We start from the raw sequence: 17,234 nt of genomic DNA, 5'->3' as shown, positions 1-17,234 counted from the left end.
GAGGCGCCCGGCAGCGTGAAGGCGCCCACCCGGCGCGCCGCGCCGGGCGGGGGTCAGGCGCGCAGGGCGCGGTCCCGCCCGGCCGCGATCTTGCTGGGCAGGCTCCACAGCTCGACGAAGCCCTTGGCGAGGCTCTGGTCGAACGCGTCGCCGGTGTCGTAGGTCGCGAGGTCGTGGCTGTAGAGGGACGCGTCGCCGCGGCGGCCGGTGACGACGGCGCGGCCGCCGTGCAGGGTCATCCGGACCTCGCCGGACACGGCGCGCTGCGCGTCGGCGATGAAGGCGTCCAGGGCGCTCTTGAGCGGGGAGAACCACAGGCCGTCGTAGACGAGCTCACCCCACCGCTGGTCGACGGACCGCTTGAAGCGGGCGAGGTCGCGCTCGACGGTGACGTTCTCCAGCTCCATGTGTGCGATGATCAGCGCGATGGCGGCGGGCGCCTCGTACACCTCGCGGCTCTTGATGCCGACGAGGCGGTCCTCGACCATGTCGATGCGGCCGACGCCCTGGGCGCCGGCGCGGCGGTTCAGCTCGGCGACGACCTCGTACGGGGTGAGGGGGCGGCCGTCCAGCGCGACCGGGACGCCGGCGGCGAAGGTGATCACGACCTCGTCGGCGTCGCGGGGCTCGGCGGGGTCGGCGGTGTAGGCGTAGACGTCCTCGGTGGGGCCGTTCCAGATGTCCTCCAGGAAGCCGGTCTCGACGGCGCGTCCCCAGAGGTTCTGGTCGATGGAGTAGGGGGACTTCGCCGACACGTCGATCGGGAGGCCCCTCTCCTCGGCGAAGGCGATCGCCTTGTCGCGCGTCCAGGCGTGGTCGCGGGCGGGCGCGATGACCTTGAGGTCGGGGGCGAGCGCGGACAGCCCGGCCTCGAAGCGGACCTGGTCGTTGCCCTTGCCGGTGCAGCCGTGCGACACGGTGGTGCCGCCGAACTCGGCGGCGGCCGCGACGAGGTGCTTGACGATCAGCGGCCGGGACAGCGCGGACAGCAGCGGGTAGCGGTCCATGTAGAGGGCGTTGGCCTGGAGGGCAGGGACGCAGAAGTCGGCGGCGAACTCCTCCCTGGCGTCCACGACGACGGCCTCGGCGGCGCCGCAGGCGAGGGCGCGCTCGCGGATCGTGCCGAGGTCCTCGCCGCCCTGGCCGACGTCGACCGCGACGGCGATCACCTCGCCCCCGGTCTGCTCGGCGAGGAACGGGATGGCGACGGAGGTGTCCAGCCCTCCGGAGTACGCGAGGACGACGCGCTCGCTCATGGGCTCTCCTTGGGATCGTGACCTGGGGTCGGCGGCTCGGCGGACGGTTCGGCGGCCGGCTCGTCGGGTGCGGGGGCCTGGGGCCCCTGGCCTCGTCGTTCGCGTCCGCCGGCCAGCCGGAGGAGCGACTCGGCGACGGCCTCCCCGCCGGCGGGGTCGCGGGCGATGACGAGGATCGAGTCGTCGCCCGCGACGGTGCCGAGGATGGCGGGCCATTCGGCGTGGTCGATCGCCGAGGCGAGGTACTGCGCGGCCCCGGGCGGGGTCCGCACGATGACCAGGTTGGCCGACGCCTCGGCGGAGACGAGGAGCTCCGCCGCGATCCGGCCGAGGCGTCCGGCGAACGTCTCGGCGGCGCCGGTGCGGGCCCGCCGGATGCGCTCGCCGCCCTCGCCGGGGACGGCGTAGATCAGGCTGCCGTCGTCGGCGCGGAGCTTGACCGCGCCGATCTCCACCAGGTCCCGGGAGAGGGTGGCCTGGGTGACCTCGACGCCCTCGTCGACGAGGAGCTTGGCGAGCTCGCCCTGCGAGTGGACGGGGTGCCGGGTCAGCAGCTCGATCACCCGGGCGTGCCGGGCGGCCTTGGTCATCGGGGTCGTCATCGCGCGCTCTCCAGCAGCCACACGAGCAGGGCCTTCTGGGCGTGGAGCCGGTTCTCGGCCTCGTCCCACACCCGGCTCCGCGGCCCGTCCAGGACGGACGCGGCGACCTCCTTGCCGCGGTAGGCGGGCAGGCAGTGCAGGACGACCGCCTCGGGGTCGGCGAGGGCGAGCAGGTCCTCGTCCACGGCGTACGGCTCGTAGAGGGAGGTGTCCTTGCCCTCCTGGCCCATCGACACCCAGGTGTCGGTGGCGAGGACGTCGGCTCCGGCGGCGGCCTTCGCGGGGTCGTCGGTGACGGTCACCGACCCGCCGGTGGCGGCGGCGATCTCGGTGGCGCGGGCGACGACGGCGGGGTCGGGCGGGAGCGCGGCGGGGGCGCCGACGCGGACGTGCATCCCGGCGGTGGCGCAGCCGAGCAGGTAGGAGTGGGCCATGTTGTTGGCGCCGTCGCCGAAGTAGGCGAGGGTCGCGCCGGCGAGGCCGCCCTTCGCCTCCTGGACGGTCTGGAGGTCGGCGAGGATCTGGCAGGGGTGGAACGCGTCGGTGAGGGCGTTGACGACCGGGACGGCGGTGCCGGCGGCCATCTCCTCGATCCGCTCGTGCCCGCCCGTCCGCCACACGATGGCGGCGACCTGCCGCTCCAGGACGCGGGCGGTGTCGGCGATCGTCTCGCCGCGGCCGAGCTGGCTGGTGCCGGTCTCCATGATCAGCGGGTGGCCGCCGAGCTCGGCGATGCCGGCGGCGAACGACAGGCGCGTCCGCGTGGACGGCTTGTCGAACAGGACCGCGACGGACCGCGGGCCCTCCAGCGGCCGGAACCCGAACCGGTCGCGCTTGACGCGGGCGGCGAGGTCGAGGACCTCGGCCTGCTCGGCGGGGGCCAGGTCGTCGTCGCGCAGGAAGTGCCGGACGGCCATGTCAGCTCTCCTTCGCGGCGGCGGCCGCCGCGTCGAGGATCGAGGGAAGGGCGCCGGTGAACGACTCCGCCTCCGCGGCGGTGAGGATCAGCGGCGGGGCGAGGCGCAGCGCGTCCGGCTGGACGGCGTTGACGAGGAAGCCGGCGTCGCGGGCGGCGGCCTCGGCGGCGGGGGCGTGCGGTCCGGTGAGGACGGCGGCGCGCCACAGCCCGCGGCCCCGGACGCCCGCGAGCAGCGGGTGGTCGACGGCGGCGATCCCGGCGGCGAGGACCTCGCCGACCTGCGCGGCGTTGCCGAGCAGGCCCTCCTTCTCGATCGTCGCGAGGACGGCGAGGGCGGCGGCGGCGTTCACCGGGTTGCCGCCGAAGGTGCTGCCGTGGTCGCCCTTGGCGAAGATCTCGCCGTGCTCGCCGAGCGCGACGCACGCGCCGATCGGCAGGCCGCCGCCGAGGCCCTTCGCCAGCGTGAGGACGTCGGGCCTGGCGTTCTCGTGCCGCCAGGCGAACCAGGCGCCGGTCCGGCCGATCGCCGACTGGATCTCGTCGGCGACGAACAGCGCGCCGGTGGCGTCGCAGATCCGGCGGACGGCGGCGAAGTACCCGTCCGGGGGCGGGACGACGCCCGCCTCGCCCTGGGTGGGCTCCAGGAACACGGCGGCGCAGTGCTCGTCCACCGCGGCGGCGAGCGCGTCGGCGTCCCCGTACGGGACGAACCGGACGTCGATCCCGTACGGCCCGAACGGCTCCCGGATCGCCTGCTTGCCGGTCAGCGCCAGCGCGCCGAGCGTCCGGCCGTGGAAGGAGTTCTCAGCGGCGACGATATGCGAGCGGCCGTTCGCCCTCCCGTACTTGATCGCCAGCTTGAGCGCGCACTCGTTGGCCTCGGTGCCGCTGTTGGCGAGGAACACCCTGCCGTCGCCGTCCAGCAGCTCGCGGAGCCGCTCGGCGAGCAGCACCTCGGGCTCGTGCAGGAACAGGTTCGACGTGTGCGCCAGCGCGGCGGCCTGCGCGGACACCGCCTCGATCAGGGCCGGGTGGCCGTGCCCGAGGGAGCTGACCGCGATGCCCGCGATCAGGTCGAGGTACGCGCGGCCGTCGGCGTCCCACACCCGGCAGCCCTCGCCGCGCGCGAGCGCGACCGGCGGCACCCCGTAGTTCGGCATGAACGCCGCCGCGTACCGGCTCCTCAGTTCGTCGCCCCTCATGGTCCCTCCTCGTGGGAGTCCGCTCCGGCGGGGCTCGGCAGGACCATCGTCCCGATCCCCTCGTCGGTGAAGATCTCCAGCAGCAGCGCGTGCGGGACGCGCCCGTCCAGCACGTGGGCCCGCGGCACGCCGCCGCGCACGGCGGCGAGGCAGGCCTCCATCTTCGGCACCATGCCCGCCGACAGGTCCGGCAGCAGCGCGGCCAGCTCGTCGGCGGTCAGCCGGTCGATCACCTCGTCGCTGGCCGGCCAGTCGGCGTACAGGCCCTCGACGTCGGTGAGGACGACGAGCTTCGCGGCGTCCAGCGCGACCGCCAGCGCGGCGGCGGCGGTGTCGGCGTTGACGTTGTAGACCTCGCCGTCGTCGCCGCGCGCGACGCTGGAGACCACCGGGATCCGGCCGTCGTCGAGCAGCGCCCGCACGGCCCCCACCTCCACCTCGACGATCTCGCCGACCTGGCCGATGTCGACGGGCTCGCCGTCCACGACGGCCCGCTTGCGCTCGGCGGTGAACAGGTTGGCGTCCTCGCCCGACATCCCGACCGCGAACGGCCCGTGCCGGTTGATCAGGCCGACGACGTCCCGCTGGACCTGGCCGGTGAGCACCATCCGGACGACCTCCATGGCCTCCGGCGTCGTCACCCGCAGCCCGGCGGTGAAGGTGGACTCGATGCCGTTGCGGGCGAGCGCCGAGTTGATCTGCGGGCCGCCGCCGTGCACGATCACCGGCCGCAGCCCCGCGTAGCGCAGGAACACGACGTCCTCGGCGAACGAGTGCCGCAGCCCCGCGTCCGTCATCGCGTGCCCGCCGTACTTGATCACGACGGTCCGGCCGGAGAACCGCTCCAGCCACGGCAGCGCCTTGATCAGCGTCTCGGCCTTCGCCATCACCCCGGCCCTGGCGCCGGACGTCTCCGCGCCCGTGGTGGCGGTCATGTCGAGTACGCCGAGTTCTCGTGGACGTAGTCGGCCGTGAGGTCGGTCGTCCAGACGGTGGCGCTGTTCGGGCCCGCCGACAGGTCCACGGTGATCGTCACGTCGCGGGGGCGCAGGTCCACCTTGTCGCGGTCGTCGCCGAACGAGCCGTTCCGGCACACCCACACGCCGTTGATGGCGACGTTGACCTGGTCGGGGTCGAACACCGCCTCGGTGGTGCCGACGGCCGACAGGACGCGCCCCCAGTTGGGGTCCTCGCCGTGGATCGCGCACTTGAGCAGGTTGTTGCGGGCGATCGAGCGGCCGACGGTGACGGCGTCGAAGTCGCTGGCCGCGCCGACGACCTCGATCGCGATGGCCTTGGACGCGCCCTCGGCGTCCACGAGGAGCTGCCGGGTGAGGTCGCCGCAGACCTCGGTGAGCAGCGCGGTGAAGTCCGCCTCGTCCGGCACGGTCCCGGACGCGCCGGAGGCCATGAGCAGGACGGTGTCGTTGGTGGACATGCAGCCGTCGGCGTCGAGCCGCTCCAGGGTCACACCGGTCGCCGCGCGCAGCGCCCGGTCCAGGCTCGCGGCGGGCAGGTCGGCGTCGGTGGTGATGACGCACAGCATGGTCGCGAGCGACGGCGCGAGCATGCCCGCGCCCTTCGCCATCGCGCCGATCATGTAGCCGTCGCCGTGCCGGAAGGAGATCTTGGCGACGGTGTCGGTGGTGCGGATGGCGTCGGCGGCGGCGAGCCCGCCGTCCCCGCGCGACAGCTCCGCGACGGCCTTGTCGACGCCGGGCAGCAGCGCGTCCATCGGCAGCCGGGTGCCGATCAGCCCGGTGGAGCAGACCGCGACCTCGCCGGCCGAGTCCTCCAGCAGCTCGGCGACGCGCTCGGCGGTGGCGTGGGTGTCCTGGAAGCCGGGGGCGCCCGTGCAGGCGTTGGCGCCGCCGGAGTTCAGCACGACCGCGTGGACGCGGCCGCCCTTGAGGACCTGCTCCGACCACAGCACCGGCGCGGCCTTCACCCGGTTGCGGGTGAAGACGCCGGCCGCCGCGCGGGACGGCCCGTCGTTGACGACGAGGGCCAGGTCGCGGCTGCCGGTCTCCTTCAGGCCGGCGACGACGCCTGCGGCGCGGAAACCCCGGGGGGCGGTGACGCTCAAGGGGACACTCCGATCGTGGTGAGTCCGAGTTCTTCCGGGAGGCCGAGGGCGAGGTTGGCGCTCTGGACCGCGCCGCCCCCGGTGCCCTTGGTGAGGTTGTCGATGGCGACGACCGCGACGATCCGCCCGGCGGCCTCGTCGAGGGCGACCTGGACGAGCGCGGTGTTGGCGCCGAGCGTCATGGACGTGGCCGGCCACCGCCCCTCGGGCAGCAGGCCGAGGAACGGCTCGTCCGCGCAGGCGGCCTCGTAGGCGGCGCGGAGCGTTCCAGCGGTCGTCCCCGGTGTCGCCCTGGCGGTGCAGGTGGCGAGGATCCCCCGGCTCATCGGCGCGAGCGTCGGGGTGAAGGAGACCGTGACCCGCTCCCCCGCGACGGCGCTGAGGTTCTGGACCATCTCCGGGGTGTGCCGGTGGACGCCGCCGACGCCGTAGGCGCTGACCGAGCCCATGACCTCGCTGCCGAGCAGGTGCGGCTTCAGCGACCGGCCCGCGCCCGAGGTGCCGGACGCGGCGACCGCGACGACGTCCTCCGGCTCGGCGAGACCGGCGGCGAACGCGGGGAACAGCGCGAGCGTGACGGCCGTCGGGTAGCAGCCGGGCACCGCGACGCGCCGGGTGGAGCGCAGCGCGTCCCGCGCGCCGGGCAGCTCGGGCAGGCCGTAGGGCCAGGTGCCGGCGTGGGGCGTCCCGTAGAACCGCTCCCAGTCGCCGGAATCGGTGAGGCGGTGGTCGGCTCCGCAGTCGACCACGAGGACGTCGTCGCCGAGCCGCTCGGCGAGGGGTCCGGACTGGCCGTGCGGCAGCGCGAGGAAGACGACGTCGTGCCCGGCGAGCGTCTCGGGGCGGGTCTCCTCCAGGACGCGTCCGGCCAGGGATCGCAGGTGCGGCTGGTGCGCGCCCAGCTCCGTGCCCGCGTTGGAGCCCGCCGTCAGCGCGCCGATCTCGAACTCTGGATGTCCCGCCAGGATGCGCAGCACCTCGCCGCCCGCGTAGCCGCTGGCGCCGGCGACCGCCGTCCGGATTCCCATGTGCACTCTGCCCTTCCGCAAGCAATGAGCAAGAGTATGCATGACGCTGGATGTCTATTCAATGCGGGAAAGGCCACTTCAGCCTGGCTGAGACGAGAGCCACACCGATGCTTAGGCGGCTAAGAACTTGAAATCTAAAGATTTGACAGCTAAAGGTTAGACATCTAATAATCTCTCGGCATGGACGTGGACAAGCTCGGCTTCGGCGATCTCAGCGGGTCGCTGGGCCCGGTCGAGAAGTGGCCCATCGGGCGGCTCTTCGCGCTGGCCTCCCGGCAGGCCGGCCCGGTCGTGTGGCGGCTGATCGAGCGGCACGGCATCAGCCCCGCGGGCTTCTTCACGCTCCGCCTGCTCATCACCGCCGAGGACGGGCTGCGTCCCGGCGAGATCGCCAAGCGGCTGCTCATCACGCCGGCCAGCGTCACCTCGGTCGTCGACACCCTGGAGCGCAACGGGCACGTGGAGCGGCGCCGCTCCGAGCACGACCGGCGCGCCGTCCTCGTGCACGCCACCGATGCCGGGCGCCGGCTCATGGCCGAGAAGGGCCGTCCCATCGGGGAGGACCTGTGGCACCTGTACGACGTCGTCGACCCGGAGGACGAGCCGGCCGTCCGGCGGTTCCTGCTGAGGCTGATCGAACGGTTCGAGAGCTACTCGGAGACGAAGGGAGACGGGGCGTGACCCCACCCCCCGAGGCCGCCGTGCACACGGCCGGCCTGGAGAAGACCTATCCCGCCAGCGGCCCCCGCCCGGCGGTCCACGCCGTCCGCGGCATCGACCTCGACGTGCCGCGCGGCGAGTTCTTCGGCCTGCTCGGGCCGAACGGCGCGGGCAAGTCCACCACCATCGGCATGCTCACCACCCTGGTCGTGCCGACCGGCGGGAGCGCGCGCGTGTGCGGCCTCGACGTCGTCCGGGACGCCGTGGAGATCAAGCGCCGCATCGGCGTCGTGTCGCAGGGCAACACCCTCGACAGCGACCTGACCGCCGCCGAGAACCTGGAGTTCCGCGGCCGGTTCTTCGGGCTCAGCGCCCGCGACGCCCGCCGGCGCGCCGACGAGCTGATGGAGCTGTTCGGGCTCACCGAGCACCGCCAGGGCAACCCCTTCGAGATGTCCGGCGGGCAGGCCAAGCGCGTCATGATCTGCCGGGCGCTCATGCACGGCCCCGAGGTGCTGTTCCTCGACGAGCCGACCGCCGGCCTCGACCCGCAGACCCGCACCAACCTCTGGGACGTGCTGCGCGGGCTCCAGGCCGCCGGGCAGACCATCCTGCTGACCACGCACTACATGGAGGAGGCCGAGGCGCTCTGCGACCGGGTCGCGGTCGTCGACCACGGCTCGATCCTCGCGAGCGGCACCGTCGACGAGCTGAAGAGCACCGCCGGCGCCGACACCGTCATCACCGTCGCCTACGACGCCCCCGCGCCGCGCGAGATCCACGCGCTCGCCGACCGGGCCGGCATCAGCAAGGTCGAGGTGCTCGACGGGCAGGTGCGGGTGTTCGCCGCCGAGCCCGAGGGCGTCCTCGGCGAGCTCGTCGCGATCGGCTCCGCCGCGGGCGTCGGCGTCACCGACGCCACGCAGCTCCGCCCGAGCCTGGAGACCGTCTTCCTCACCATCACCGGAAGGGACTACCGCGAATGAGCGCCCCCGTCCTCGCCCCGCCCCCTCTCGCCCCGCCGCCTCCCGCCCGGGCGACGATCCCCCGCACGTTCGCCGCGATGATGGCGCGCGAGGCGCGGGTCATGCGCAAGAACTTCCTGTCCGCCTTCCTCCGGGTGCTCGTGCAGCCGGTGATGTTCGTGTTCGTGTTCGCCTACGTGCTGCCCAAGCTCGGCGGCGGCGCGATGGCGGGCGGACCGGGCGGCCCCACGTTCTCCACCATCCTGCTCCCCGGCCTCGTCGGCTCGTCCATCATCATGCAGGCGATGATGGCGGTGATCTTCCCGCTGATGATGGAGCTGAACTGGCAGAAGTCGATCACCGACCGGGCGCTCGCCCCCGTCCCGATCCCGCTGCTGGCCGTCCAGAAGATCGTCGCCGCCGCGCTCCAGGGCCTGATCGGCGGCCTGCTCGTGTTCCCGGCCGTCCTGTTCATCCACGCCGAGGGCCAGTCCCCGGACGTCCACGTCGCGAACTGGCCGGTCCTCGTGCTCGTCATGGTCGCCGGGTCGCTGCTGGCCGCCGCGGGCGGCCTGCTGCTCGGCACGCTCCTGAACCCGCAGAAGGTCCAGATGCTGTTCGCGCTGGTCCTGCTCCCGATGACCATGCTCGGCTGCGTGTACTACCCGTGGTCCGCGCTCGACCACATCCGCTGGCTCCAGATCGTCAGCCTGTTCAACCCGCTGGTCTACCTCAGCGAGGGCCTGCGGACGGCGCTGACCCCCGACATCCCGCACATGCCCGTCTGGGCGTTCCTGCTCGCCATCGTCGGCGGGACGGTCGTGCTGACCTGGGCGGCGACCCGCACCTTCACCAAGCGCGTCCTCACCTGACGGGCGGCCCCGGCGAACGGGCGCCGCGCCGGATCCGGTACGCACCGGGTCCGGCGCGGCGCGCGCTCACATCGGCTCCACCTCGGCGAGGCCCGTCCGGCGGTCCATGCCGAGCCACCGGGTGATCCCCAGCGTCCGCAGGAACGGCACGTCGTGGCTGACCACCACGAGGGCGCCCCGGTAGGCGGCGAGGGACTGGCCGAGCTGCCGGGCGCTCGCCATGTCGAGGTTGTTGGTCGGCTCGTCCAGCAGCAGCAGCTGCGGGGCGGGCTCGGCGAGCAGCAGCGACGCCAGCACGGCGCGGAACCGCTCCCCGCCCGACAGCGTCCCGGCGGCCTGGTCGGCCCGCGCGCCCCGGAACAGGAACCGCGCCAGCCCGCCCCTGATCTCGTTCAGCGGCCGCTCCGGCGCCGCCGCCCGCACGTTCTCGACCACGCTGAGCCGCTCGTCCAGGACGTCGAGCCGCTGCGGCAGGTAGCGGACCCCTTCCACGCCGATCTTCACGTCCGGCCCGTCCGGCATGGCCTCGCCCGCGAGCGCGCGCAGGAACGTGGTCTTGCCCGACCCGTTCGGCCCGACCAGCGCGATCCGCTCCGGCCCCCGGATGATCAGCTCCTCCAGCGTGCCCGGCTCCGGCTCCGCCGCGGAGAGCCCGGTCACGGTCGCGACCGTCCGCCCCGCCGGGACCTCGGTCGCGGGCAGCTCGATCCGGATCTCCGCGTCCTCGCGGACCGCCTCCTCCGCCTCGGTGAGCCGGGCGCGGGCGCCCGCCAGCCGCTCCTCGTGCAGGATCCGGTGCTTGCCCGCCGACTCCTGCGCCTGCCGCTTGCGCATCCCCATGACGATCTTCGGTTCGCGCTTGCTCTCGTTCATCTTCTTCCCGTACCGGGCCCGCCGCGCCAGCTTGACCTGCGCCTCCTCCAGCTCGCGCTTCTGGCGCCGCAGATCCGTCCCGGCGGCCCGCACGTCCCGCTCCGCCGCCTCCCGCTCGACGGCGAGGAGCTCCTCGTAGCCGGACAGGTTCCCGCCGAACGACCGGACGCCGCCGTCCCGCAGGTCGGCGATCTCGTCGACCCGGTCGAGCAGCTCCCGGTCGTGGCTGACCACGACCAGCACGCCCGTCCAGGACGCCACCGCGTCGTACAGCCGCCGCCGCGCGTCCAGGTCGAGGTTGTTGGTCGGCTCGTCCAGCAGCAGGACGCCGGGCCGCGCGAGGAACAGCGCCGCGAGCCCGGCCATCACGGCCTCGCCGCCCGACAGCGTCCCGACCGTCCGGTCGAGGCCCACGCCGCCGAGGCCGAGCCGGTCCAGCTCGGCGCGGGCGCGCTCCTCCACGTCCCAGTCGTCGCCGACCGCGGCGAAGTTCTCCTCGGTCGCCTCCCCGCGCTCGATGGCGTGCAGCGCGGCCCGGGCCTCGCTGATGCCCAGCAGGTCGGACACCGTCCGGGCGTGGTCGAACGGCAGGTTCTGCGGCAGGTAGCCGATCTCCCCGTCCACGCTCACCGTGCCCGACGCGGGCCGCAGCTCACCGGCGATCAGCTTCAGCAGCGTGGACTTGCCGGCGCCGTTGACCCCGATCAGCCCGGTCCGGCCGGTGCCGAACGCCGCGTCCAGGCCGTCCAGGACGGTGGTGCCGTCGGGCCAGGAGAACGAGAGATCGGAGCAGACGATGGCGAATGACACAGGAGGCCTCCATGGCTTCGAGCAGGTACTGGACTCATGGAGACACCGCGAGGACGCGCAACGCGCGGCGGGCGGGAATGCCGTCACGGCATGGAAAAGCCCGGCGGGACGAGGTCCACGGCTGAGGTCACGTGCGCGAGCCGCTGAGCGGCCTCTGCGCGGTGTCGGACCTCAGATCCTCAATGGACTCCCCAACCGGGCGGCAATGTGACCGGAGAAGGATACCCAACGCAATACGGCCACCACAAATCACCTGGTCGTGCCGGGGCATGCGGAAGGCGGCCCCGCGGTCGGGCGGGGCCGCCTTCGGCGGTGGGTCAGGCGCCTCGGAGGGTGGCGTTCGTGCGCTCGGCGGCCACGGCCACCGCCGCGTCGCGGGCCTGGGTGGCCTCCTCGGCGGTCAGCGTGCGGTCGGGGGCGCGGAACCGCAGCGAGTAGGCCAGGGACTTGCGGCCCTCGCCCACCTGCTCGCCGGTGTAGACGTCGAACAGCCGGACCGACTCCAGCAGCTCGCCGGCGCCGTCCCGGAGCGCGCCCTCGACCTCCGCCGCGGGGACCGCGGCGTCGACGACGAGCGCGACGTCCTGGGTGGCGAACGGGTAGGTCGACACGTGCGGCGCGCGCGGGGAGACGGGCTCGCCCAGGCGGCGCAGCTCCAGCTCCATCGCGCAGGTCCGCGGCGGCAGCCCGTACGCCTTGGTCACCCGCGGGTGCAGCTCGCCGGCGTGCCCGACGAGGGTGTCCCCGGCGTACAGCGCGGCGCAGCGGCCCGGATGCCAGGGCGCGTGCCGGTCGGCCTTGACCGTGAGCTCGACGCCCACCTCGCGGGCCACGGTGCGGGCGGCCTCGATCGCGTCCGCCCAGAGCGCCGGACGGCCCGCGCCCCACCAGCCCGACGGCTCGCGCTGGCCGGACAGCACGACCGCGACCCGGTGCGGCTGGTCGGGCAGCGCCGCCTCGACCGAGGCGATTTCCTCGGGCGTCGGGCCGCGGTCCACCGCGAGGCGCGGCGACCGCTCCGGCGCGCCCGGACGCGGCCGGAACACGAGGCCCGTCTCGAACAGCGCCGCGTCCGCGAAGCCGCGGCCGACGTTGTGCGCGAGGGCGCGGAACAGGCCGGGCAGCAGCGTCGTGCGCAGCAGCGGCTCGTCCTCCGACAGCGGGTTCGCCAGCCGCAGCGCCACCCGGCGCTCGTCGTCGGCGGGGAGCTGGAGGTCGTCCCAGTCCTTCGCGGAGACGAACGGGAAGGCCAGGACCTCGACGTGGCCCGCGCCCGCGAGGGCTCGGCCCACCCGGCGCCGCAGCCGCTGCTGGGCGGTGAGGCCCTTGCCCGCGACCGGGCGCGGCGCCCGGGCCGGGATGTTCTCGTACCCCTCCAGCCGGATGACCTCCTCGGCGAGGTCGTTCGGGTCGGTGAGGTCCGGGCGCCACGACGGCGGCGTCACCGTGAGCTGGTCCTCGCCCGTGACGGCGCAGCCGACCTGCTCCAGCCGCCGGACGACCGTGTCGCGCCCGTACGTCACGCCCGCGACCCGGTCGGGGTGGCCGGCGGCCATCGTGATCGTGACGGGCTCGACCGGCGCCCGCGCGTCCGTCATGCCGGGGACGATCTCGGCGCCGCCCAGCTCGGCGAGCATCCGCGCCGCCCGGTACGTCGCGTACGGCGGCAGCTCGCGGTCGACGCCGCGCTCGAACCGGTAGGACGCCTCGCTGTGCAGCTTGTGGCGGCGCACCATCCGGGCCGTGCCGATGTCGTCGAAGTGCGCCGCCTCGATCACCATCGCGGTGGAGCGCTCGTCGATCTCGGTGGCGAGGCCGCCCATCGTGCCCGCCATCGAGATCGGCCCCGACTCGTCGGTGATGAGGATGTCCTCGGGGTCGAGGGTCCGCTTGACGTGGTCGAGGGTCTCCAGGGCCTCCCCCGGCGCGGCGCGGCGCACCGTGATCGGGCCGGTGAGCTTGGCCCGGTCGAAGGCGTGCAGCGGCTGGCCGAGCTCCAGCATCAGGTAGTTGGTGACGTCCACCGCGAGCGACACCGGGCGCATCCCGGCGCGGTGCAGGCGGACCTGCATCCACATCGGCGTCCGCGCGTCCGGGTCGAAGCCGCGGACCCCGCGCAGGACGAAGCGGTCGCAGGCCGTCGGGTCCGCGATGCTCGCCGGGTACGACTCGCCGGTCTCCGCGGGCAGCTCGACGTCGGCGGGGTCCTTGAAGGGCACGCCGTAGGCGATCGCCGCCTCGCGGGCGATGCCGCGCATCGACAGGGCGTAGCCGCGGTCGGGGGTGACGGCGATGTCCAGGACGTCGTCGCGGATCCCGAGCAGCTCCACCGCGTCCGCGCCGACCGGCGCGTCCGGCGGCAGGACGAGGATGCCGCTGTGGTCGTCGCCGATGCCGAGCTCGGTGACCGAGCAGATCATCCCCTCGGAGAGCCGGCCGTAGGTCTTGCGCGACCCGATCTGGAAGCCGCCGGGCAGCACGCCGCCGGGCAGGATCACGACGACGCGGTCGCCCACCGCGAAGTTCGTCGCGCCGCAGATGATGTTCTGCGGCTCGCCGGTGCCGTTGGCCTGCCCGACGTCCACCTGGCAGTAGCGGATCGGCTTCTTGAACCCGGTCAGCTCCTCGATCGCCAGCACCTCGCCGACCACGAGCGGCCCGGAGATGTCGGCGCCCGCCTGCTCGACGGTCTCGACCTCCAGTCCCGCGGCGATCAGCTTCGCGGCCAGCTCGCGGCCGGTGACGCCGGCCGGGAGGTCGACGAGCTCGCGCAGCCAGGAAAGCGGGGCCCGCATCAGATCTCCATCCCGAACGGGAGGGTGAACCGGACGTCGCCCTCCACCATGTCGTGCATGTCCTCGACGCCGTGCCGGAACATCAGCGTCCGCTCGACGCCGAGCCCGAACGCCCAGCCGCTGTAGCGGTCCGGGTCGACGCCGCAGGCCGTCAGGACCCGCGGGTTGACCATGCCGCAGCCGCCGAGCTCGATCCAGCCCTCCGACCCGCACGTGCGGCACGGCTCGGCGCCGGGCTCCACCGAGGCGCCGCGGCACACGAAGCACTGCATGTCGACCTCGGCCGACGGCTCGGTGAACGGGAAGTAGGACGGCCGGAACCGCGTCCGCAGCCCCTCGCCGAACATGCCGCCGACGAACGCGTCGATGCCGCCGCGCAGGTCCGCCATCGTCAGGCCCTCGTCGACCGCGAGCCCTTCGAGCTGGTGGAACACGGGGCTGTGCGTGGCGTCCAGCTCGTCGGTGCGGAAGGTGCGGCCCGGCACCACGACGTACACCGGCAGGTCGCGGGACAGCAGCGACCGGATCTGCACGGGCGAGGTGTGCGTGCGCATGACCAGGCCCGTGTCCTCCGACTCCACGAAGAAGGTGTCCTGCATCGTGCGCGCCGGGTGGTCGGGCTTGAAGTTCAGCGCGTCGAAGTTGAACCACTCCGCCTCGACCTCGGGGCCCTCGGCGACCTCGAAGCCCATGGAGACGAAGACGTCGGCCATCCGCTCCTGCATCGTGGTCAGCGGGTGCCGGGCGCCGCGCGGCGCCCGGTCCCAGGGCAGGGTGACGTCGACGGTCTCCTCGACGAGGACGCGCTGGTCGCGCTCCTCCTCCAGTTCGGCCTGGCGGGCCTTCAGCGCCTGCGCCACCGCGCCGCGGGCGGCGCCGATGCGCTTGCCCGCCTCCGCGCGGCCGGCGGGGGGCAGCGCCCCGATCTCCCGGTTGGCGAGGGCCAGCGGGGACCGGTCGCCGGCGTGCGCCAGGCGGACCTGCTTGAGGGCGTCGAGGTCGGCGGCGCCCGCGATGGCGGCGAGCGCCTTGTCGCGGGCCCGCTCCAGCGCGTCGGGCTGCAATGCGGACACCTCGACGGGATCGTAGGACTTGTTGGGTGCAGACATGGTGGTGTGAGAACTCCGGTCGGCGTGGGACGCCCGCAGTCTAGTGCGCGGGCGGGAAGGATCCGGAAAGACGTGCGCGAAGCCGCGCGGCCCGCTTCGGTGCCCGGTGCCGGCCCGTCCGGTCGCGGTGACCGGCTCAGGTGGCGTAGTCAGGGGCCCCTGCGGGCACGGTAAATCGGAACTCGGCGCCGCCGCCGGGCGCCCGCCGCACGGTGATCATGCCGCCGTGCGCCTCGACGAGGCCCTTGACGATGTAGAGCCCGAGGCCGGTGCCGCCGCGGCGGTTGCCGCCGGGACCGCGCCAGAACTGCCGGAAGACGCGCTGGACGGCCTCGGGCGGTATGCCCTCGCCCTCGTCCCGCACCGACACGGCGGCCCCCTCCTTGTGCGCGTCCGGCTCCACCACGATCGTGACAGTGCCGGCGCCGTGGCGCACCGCGTTTTCCACGAGGTTGCCGAGGATCTGGTCCATCTTGTCGGGGTCGAGCCACATCTCGGGCAGCTCGCCGCGGACCTCGAAGCGGAACCGGTCCTCCGGCTCGCCCGCCGCGACCCGGCCCGCGATGATCTTGCGGACCTCCTCGGCCAGGTCGACGACCTGGCGGTGCATCTCCAGCCGCCCCGCCTCGATGCGCGAGACGTCCAGCAGCTCGGTGATCAGCCGGGTGACCCGGTCGGCGTCGGCGTTGACCGTCTCCAGCATCACGCGCTTCTGGTCGTCGTTGAAGCGGTGCCACTTGGCCAGCAGCGTCGCGGTGAAGCCCTTGACGCTCGTCAGCGGGGAGCGCAGCTCGTGCGCCACGGTGGAGACCAGGTCGGCGCGGTCGCGCTCCTGGCGGGCGCGGTGCGCGGCGTCGCGCAGGCACACGGTGAACCGTTCCACGCGGCCCGCGCGGTCGCGGCGGTACGCCGCGGTCACCAGCAGCTCCGTGCCGCCGGGCAGGAACAGCACGCGCTCGGGGTGCCGGGTGCGGGTGCGCAGGCCCTCGTAGGGGGCGAGGCACTTCCACCAGTCGCGGCCCTCGGCGTCGTGCAGCGGCAGGACGTCGCGGAAGTCGGCGCCGAGGGCGGCCTCCGCGGCGACGCCGGTCATCCGCGCCGCGGCGGCGTTGAAGACCACGACGCGGGCGTCGCGGTCGGCCACCAGCAGCCCGTCGGGCAGGTCGTCCGGCAGGCCGGCGGGCAGGCCGGTGGGCGGGTCGCCGGCCGGGACGCCCCCGGCAGGCTGACCGCGCCCGCCCGCGGGCACGCGCGCGGCCACGCCAGGGGGTTCCTCTCCGCCCACAGCGGCCTCCAGAACACCGGTCGGACGCGGCCTGTCGAGATGAGACTCTATCCGGACCCGGGCGCCTTACGGGACCCGGAAAACGCCGCGCGGCAAGGCTTTTGTAGCCTTCCGGCGGTGTCCGGCGGCACCGGCGACCGCCCTCACCTGGACTCCCTCGATCAGGAGGACAGGGCGCGGACACTTCCCGGACACCGGCGGATCCACCCGGAACGCGCCGTACGTCACGCTCCCGTCACCGGGAGGTGGTGGACGTCCCCTCCGCGGCGACCGCGTCGCCGACCCCGGCGTACAGCGCGAACAGCCGGTGCAGGCCCGTGATGCGCAGCAGGCGCAGCTGGGCCGGCCGCACCCCGGCGAGGACGATCTCGCCGCCGCCCGCGGCGACGTGGTTGTGCGCCGCGACGAGCGCGCCGAGCCCCGCGGCGTCGCAGAACGGGACGGCGCCGAAGTCGACCACCAGCCGGCGGTGGCCCGCGTCGTGCAGCTCGATGAGCCGGGCGCGCAGCGTGTCGGCGGTGTGCACGTCGATCTCCCCGGTCACCGCGGCGACGACCGTGTCGCCGCCGGTCCGGGTGACCGCGAGCCACAAGCCGGTCGTGGCGCCGGGCGCGCGGCCGGGCTCCCGGCCGTCCGGGACGCGGGGCGCCGGCACCGCGCCCGTCCGGCACCTGACCTCCGGCACGCGCCGGCCCGGCCTCCCTCGTCCCGGCCTCGCGGGCCAGCACCACCGCCTGCGCCACATCCGGCCGCGCCGCCAGGACGCCCTCCA

At 74.1% G+C, this 17,234-nt stretch carries 16 protein-coding genes; 4 read left to right on the top strand and 12 right to left on the bottom strand.

All coding sequences use genetic code 11. The features are described 5' to 3' along the window. Positions 1–53 precede the first annotated feature (53 nt). Genes E1300_RS37815 through argC form a run of 7 tightly spaced genes read right to left on the bottom strand, consistent with a single transcriptional unit; the run spans position 54 to position 7,093 of the window. The gene (locus E1300_RS37815; RefSeq protein WP_131761934.1) at positions 54–1,256 is read right to left on the bottom strand and encodes an argininosuccinate synthase; all 1,203 of its coding nucleotides are present in this window, start codon (positions 1,254–1,256) and stop codon (positions 54–56) included. Beyond that, a complete protein-coding gene (locus E1300_RS37810; protein WP_131761933.1) occupies positions 1,253–1,858 on the bottom strand; it encodes an arginine repressor in 606 nt (201 codons plus the stop codon). The genes E1300_RS37815 and E1300_RS37810 overlap by 4 nt, the downstream gene beginning before the upstream one ends. After that, positions 1,855–2,775 carry an ornithine carbamoyltransferase gene (gene argF, locus E1300_RS37805; protein WP_131761932.1) on the bottom strand — a complete coding sequence of 307 codons (921 nt, stop codon included), beginning with the start codon at positions 2,773–2,775 and terminating at the stop codon, positions 1,855–1,857. Before argF ends, E1300_RS37810 begins: the two co-directional genes overlap by 4 nt. Before the next feature lies 1 nt (position 2,776). Next, on the bottom strand, positions 2,777–3,979 hold the full coding sequence (locus tag E1300_RS37800) for an acetylornithine transaminase (RefSeq protein WP_131761931.1): 1,203 nt from the start codon (positions 3,977–3,979) through the stop codon (positions 2,777–2,779). Then, positions 3,976–4,914 (bottom strand): acetylglutamate kinase, encoded by a 939-nt coding sequence (argB, locus tag E1300_RS37795; protein WP_131761930.1) that lies wholly within the window; start codon positions 4,912–4,914, stop codon positions 3,976–3,978. Before argB ends, E1300_RS37800 begins: the two co-directional genes overlap by 4 nt. Beyond that, positions 4,911–6,065: a bifunctional glutamate N-acetyltransferase/amino-acid acetyltransferase ArgJ gene (gene argJ / locus E1300_RS37790; RefSeq protein WP_131761929.1), complete on the bottom strand. Its 1,155-nt coding sequence runs from the start codon at positions 6,063–6,065 to the stop codon at positions 4,911–4,913. Before argJ ends, argB begins: the two co-directional genes overlap by 4 nt. Next, on the bottom strand, positions 6,062–7,093 hold the full coding sequence (gene argC, locus E1300_RS37785) for an N-acetyl-gamma-glutamyl-phosphate reductase (RefSeq protein ID WP_131761928.1): 1,032 nt from the start codon (positions 7,091–7,093) through the stop codon (positions 6,062–6,064). The genes argJ and argC overlap by 4 nt, the downstream gene beginning before the upstream one ends. 180 nt (positions 7,094–7,273) lie before the next feature. Here argC and E1300_RS37780 point away from each other — a divergent pair, with 180 nt between their 5' ends. From E1300_RS37780 to E1300_RS37770, 3 genes are read left to right on the top strand one after another with little or no spacing between them, the layout of a single operon-like run. Beyond that, the gene (locus E1300_RS37780; RefSeq protein ID WP_131761927.1) at positions 7,274–7,774 is read left to right on the top strand and encodes a MarR family winged helix-turn-helix transcriptional regulator; all 501 of its coding nucleotides are present in this window, start codon (positions 7,274–7,276) and stop codon (positions 7,772–7,774) included. Further along, the gene (locus E1300_RS37775; protein ID WP_131761926.1) at positions 7,771–8,739 is read left to right on the top strand and encodes an ATP-binding cassette domain-containing protein; all 969 of its coding nucleotides are present in this window, start codon (positions 7,771–7,773) and stop codon (positions 8,737–8,739) included. Before E1300_RS37780 ends, E1300_RS37775 begins: the two co-directional genes overlap by 4 nt. After that, entirely contained in the window at positions 8,736–9,590 is an 855-nt protein-coding gene (locus E1300_RS37770; RefSeq protein ID WP_131761925.1) for an ABC transporter permease, read from the top strand. Before E1300_RS37775 ends, E1300_RS37770 begins: the two co-directional genes overlap by 4 nt. Before the next feature lie 66 nt (positions 9,591–9,656). Here E1300_RS37770 and E1300_RS37765 read toward each other — a convergent pair whose 3' ends face one another. The 5 genes from E1300_RS37765 to E1300_RS52985 all read right to left on the bottom strand — a co-directional run bounded on the left by E1300_RS37765 (position 9,657) and on the right by E1300_RS52985 (position 16,988). Continuing rightward, a complete protein-coding gene (locus tag E1300_RS37765) occupies positions 9,657–11,273 on the bottom strand; it encodes an ABC-F family ATP-binding cassette domain-containing protein (RefSeq protein ID WP_131761924.1) in 1,617 nt (538 codons plus the stop codon). Between the two features lie 317 nt (positions 11,274–11,590). Further along, positions 11,591–14,068, bottom strand: coding sequence for a phenylalanine--tRNA ligase subunit beta (gene pheT / locus E1300_RS37760; RefSeq protein ID WP_131761923.1), 2,478 nt, complete (start codon positions 14,066–14,068; stop codon positions 11,591–11,593). Continuing rightward, entirely contained in the window at positions 14,068–15,177 is a 1,110-nt protein-coding gene (gene pheS / locus E1300_RS37755) for a phenylalanine--tRNA ligase subunit alpha (RefSeq protein WP_131761922.1), read from the bottom strand. The genes pheT and pheS overlap by 1 nt, the downstream gene beginning before the upstream one ends. A gap of 136 nt (positions 15,178–15,313) precedes the next feature. Next, positions 15,314–16,363, bottom strand: a complete 1,050-nt coding sequence (locus E1300_RS37750; protein ID WP_131761935.1) for a sensor histidine kinase — start codon at positions 16,361–16,363, stop codon at positions 15,314–15,316. Positions 16,364–16,697: 334 nt separating this feature from the next. After that, positions 16,698–16,988, bottom strand: coding sequence for an STAS domain-containing protein (locus E1300_RS52985; protein WP_242619644.1), 291 nt, complete (start codon positions 16,986–16,988; stop codon positions 16,698–16,700). Here E1300_RS52985 and E1300_RS52980 point away from each other — a divergent pair. Further along, positions 16,981–17,234, top strand: a 254-nt coding sequence (locus E1300_RS52980; protein WP_242619643.1) for a hypothetical protein, incomplete at its 3' end; no start/stop codon positions are given. The genes E1300_RS52985 and E1300_RS52980 overlap by 8 nt on opposite strands.

Origin of the sequence: Actinomadura fibrosa, assembly GCF_900659615.1 — a bacterium.
GTDB lineage: Bacteria > Actinomycetota > Actinomycetes > Streptosporangiales > Streptosporangiaceae > Spirillospora > Spirillospora fibrosa.
The sequence above is the reverse complement of the archived record's forward strand: the minus strand, read 5'-3'. Positions and strand labels throughout refer to the sequence as shown.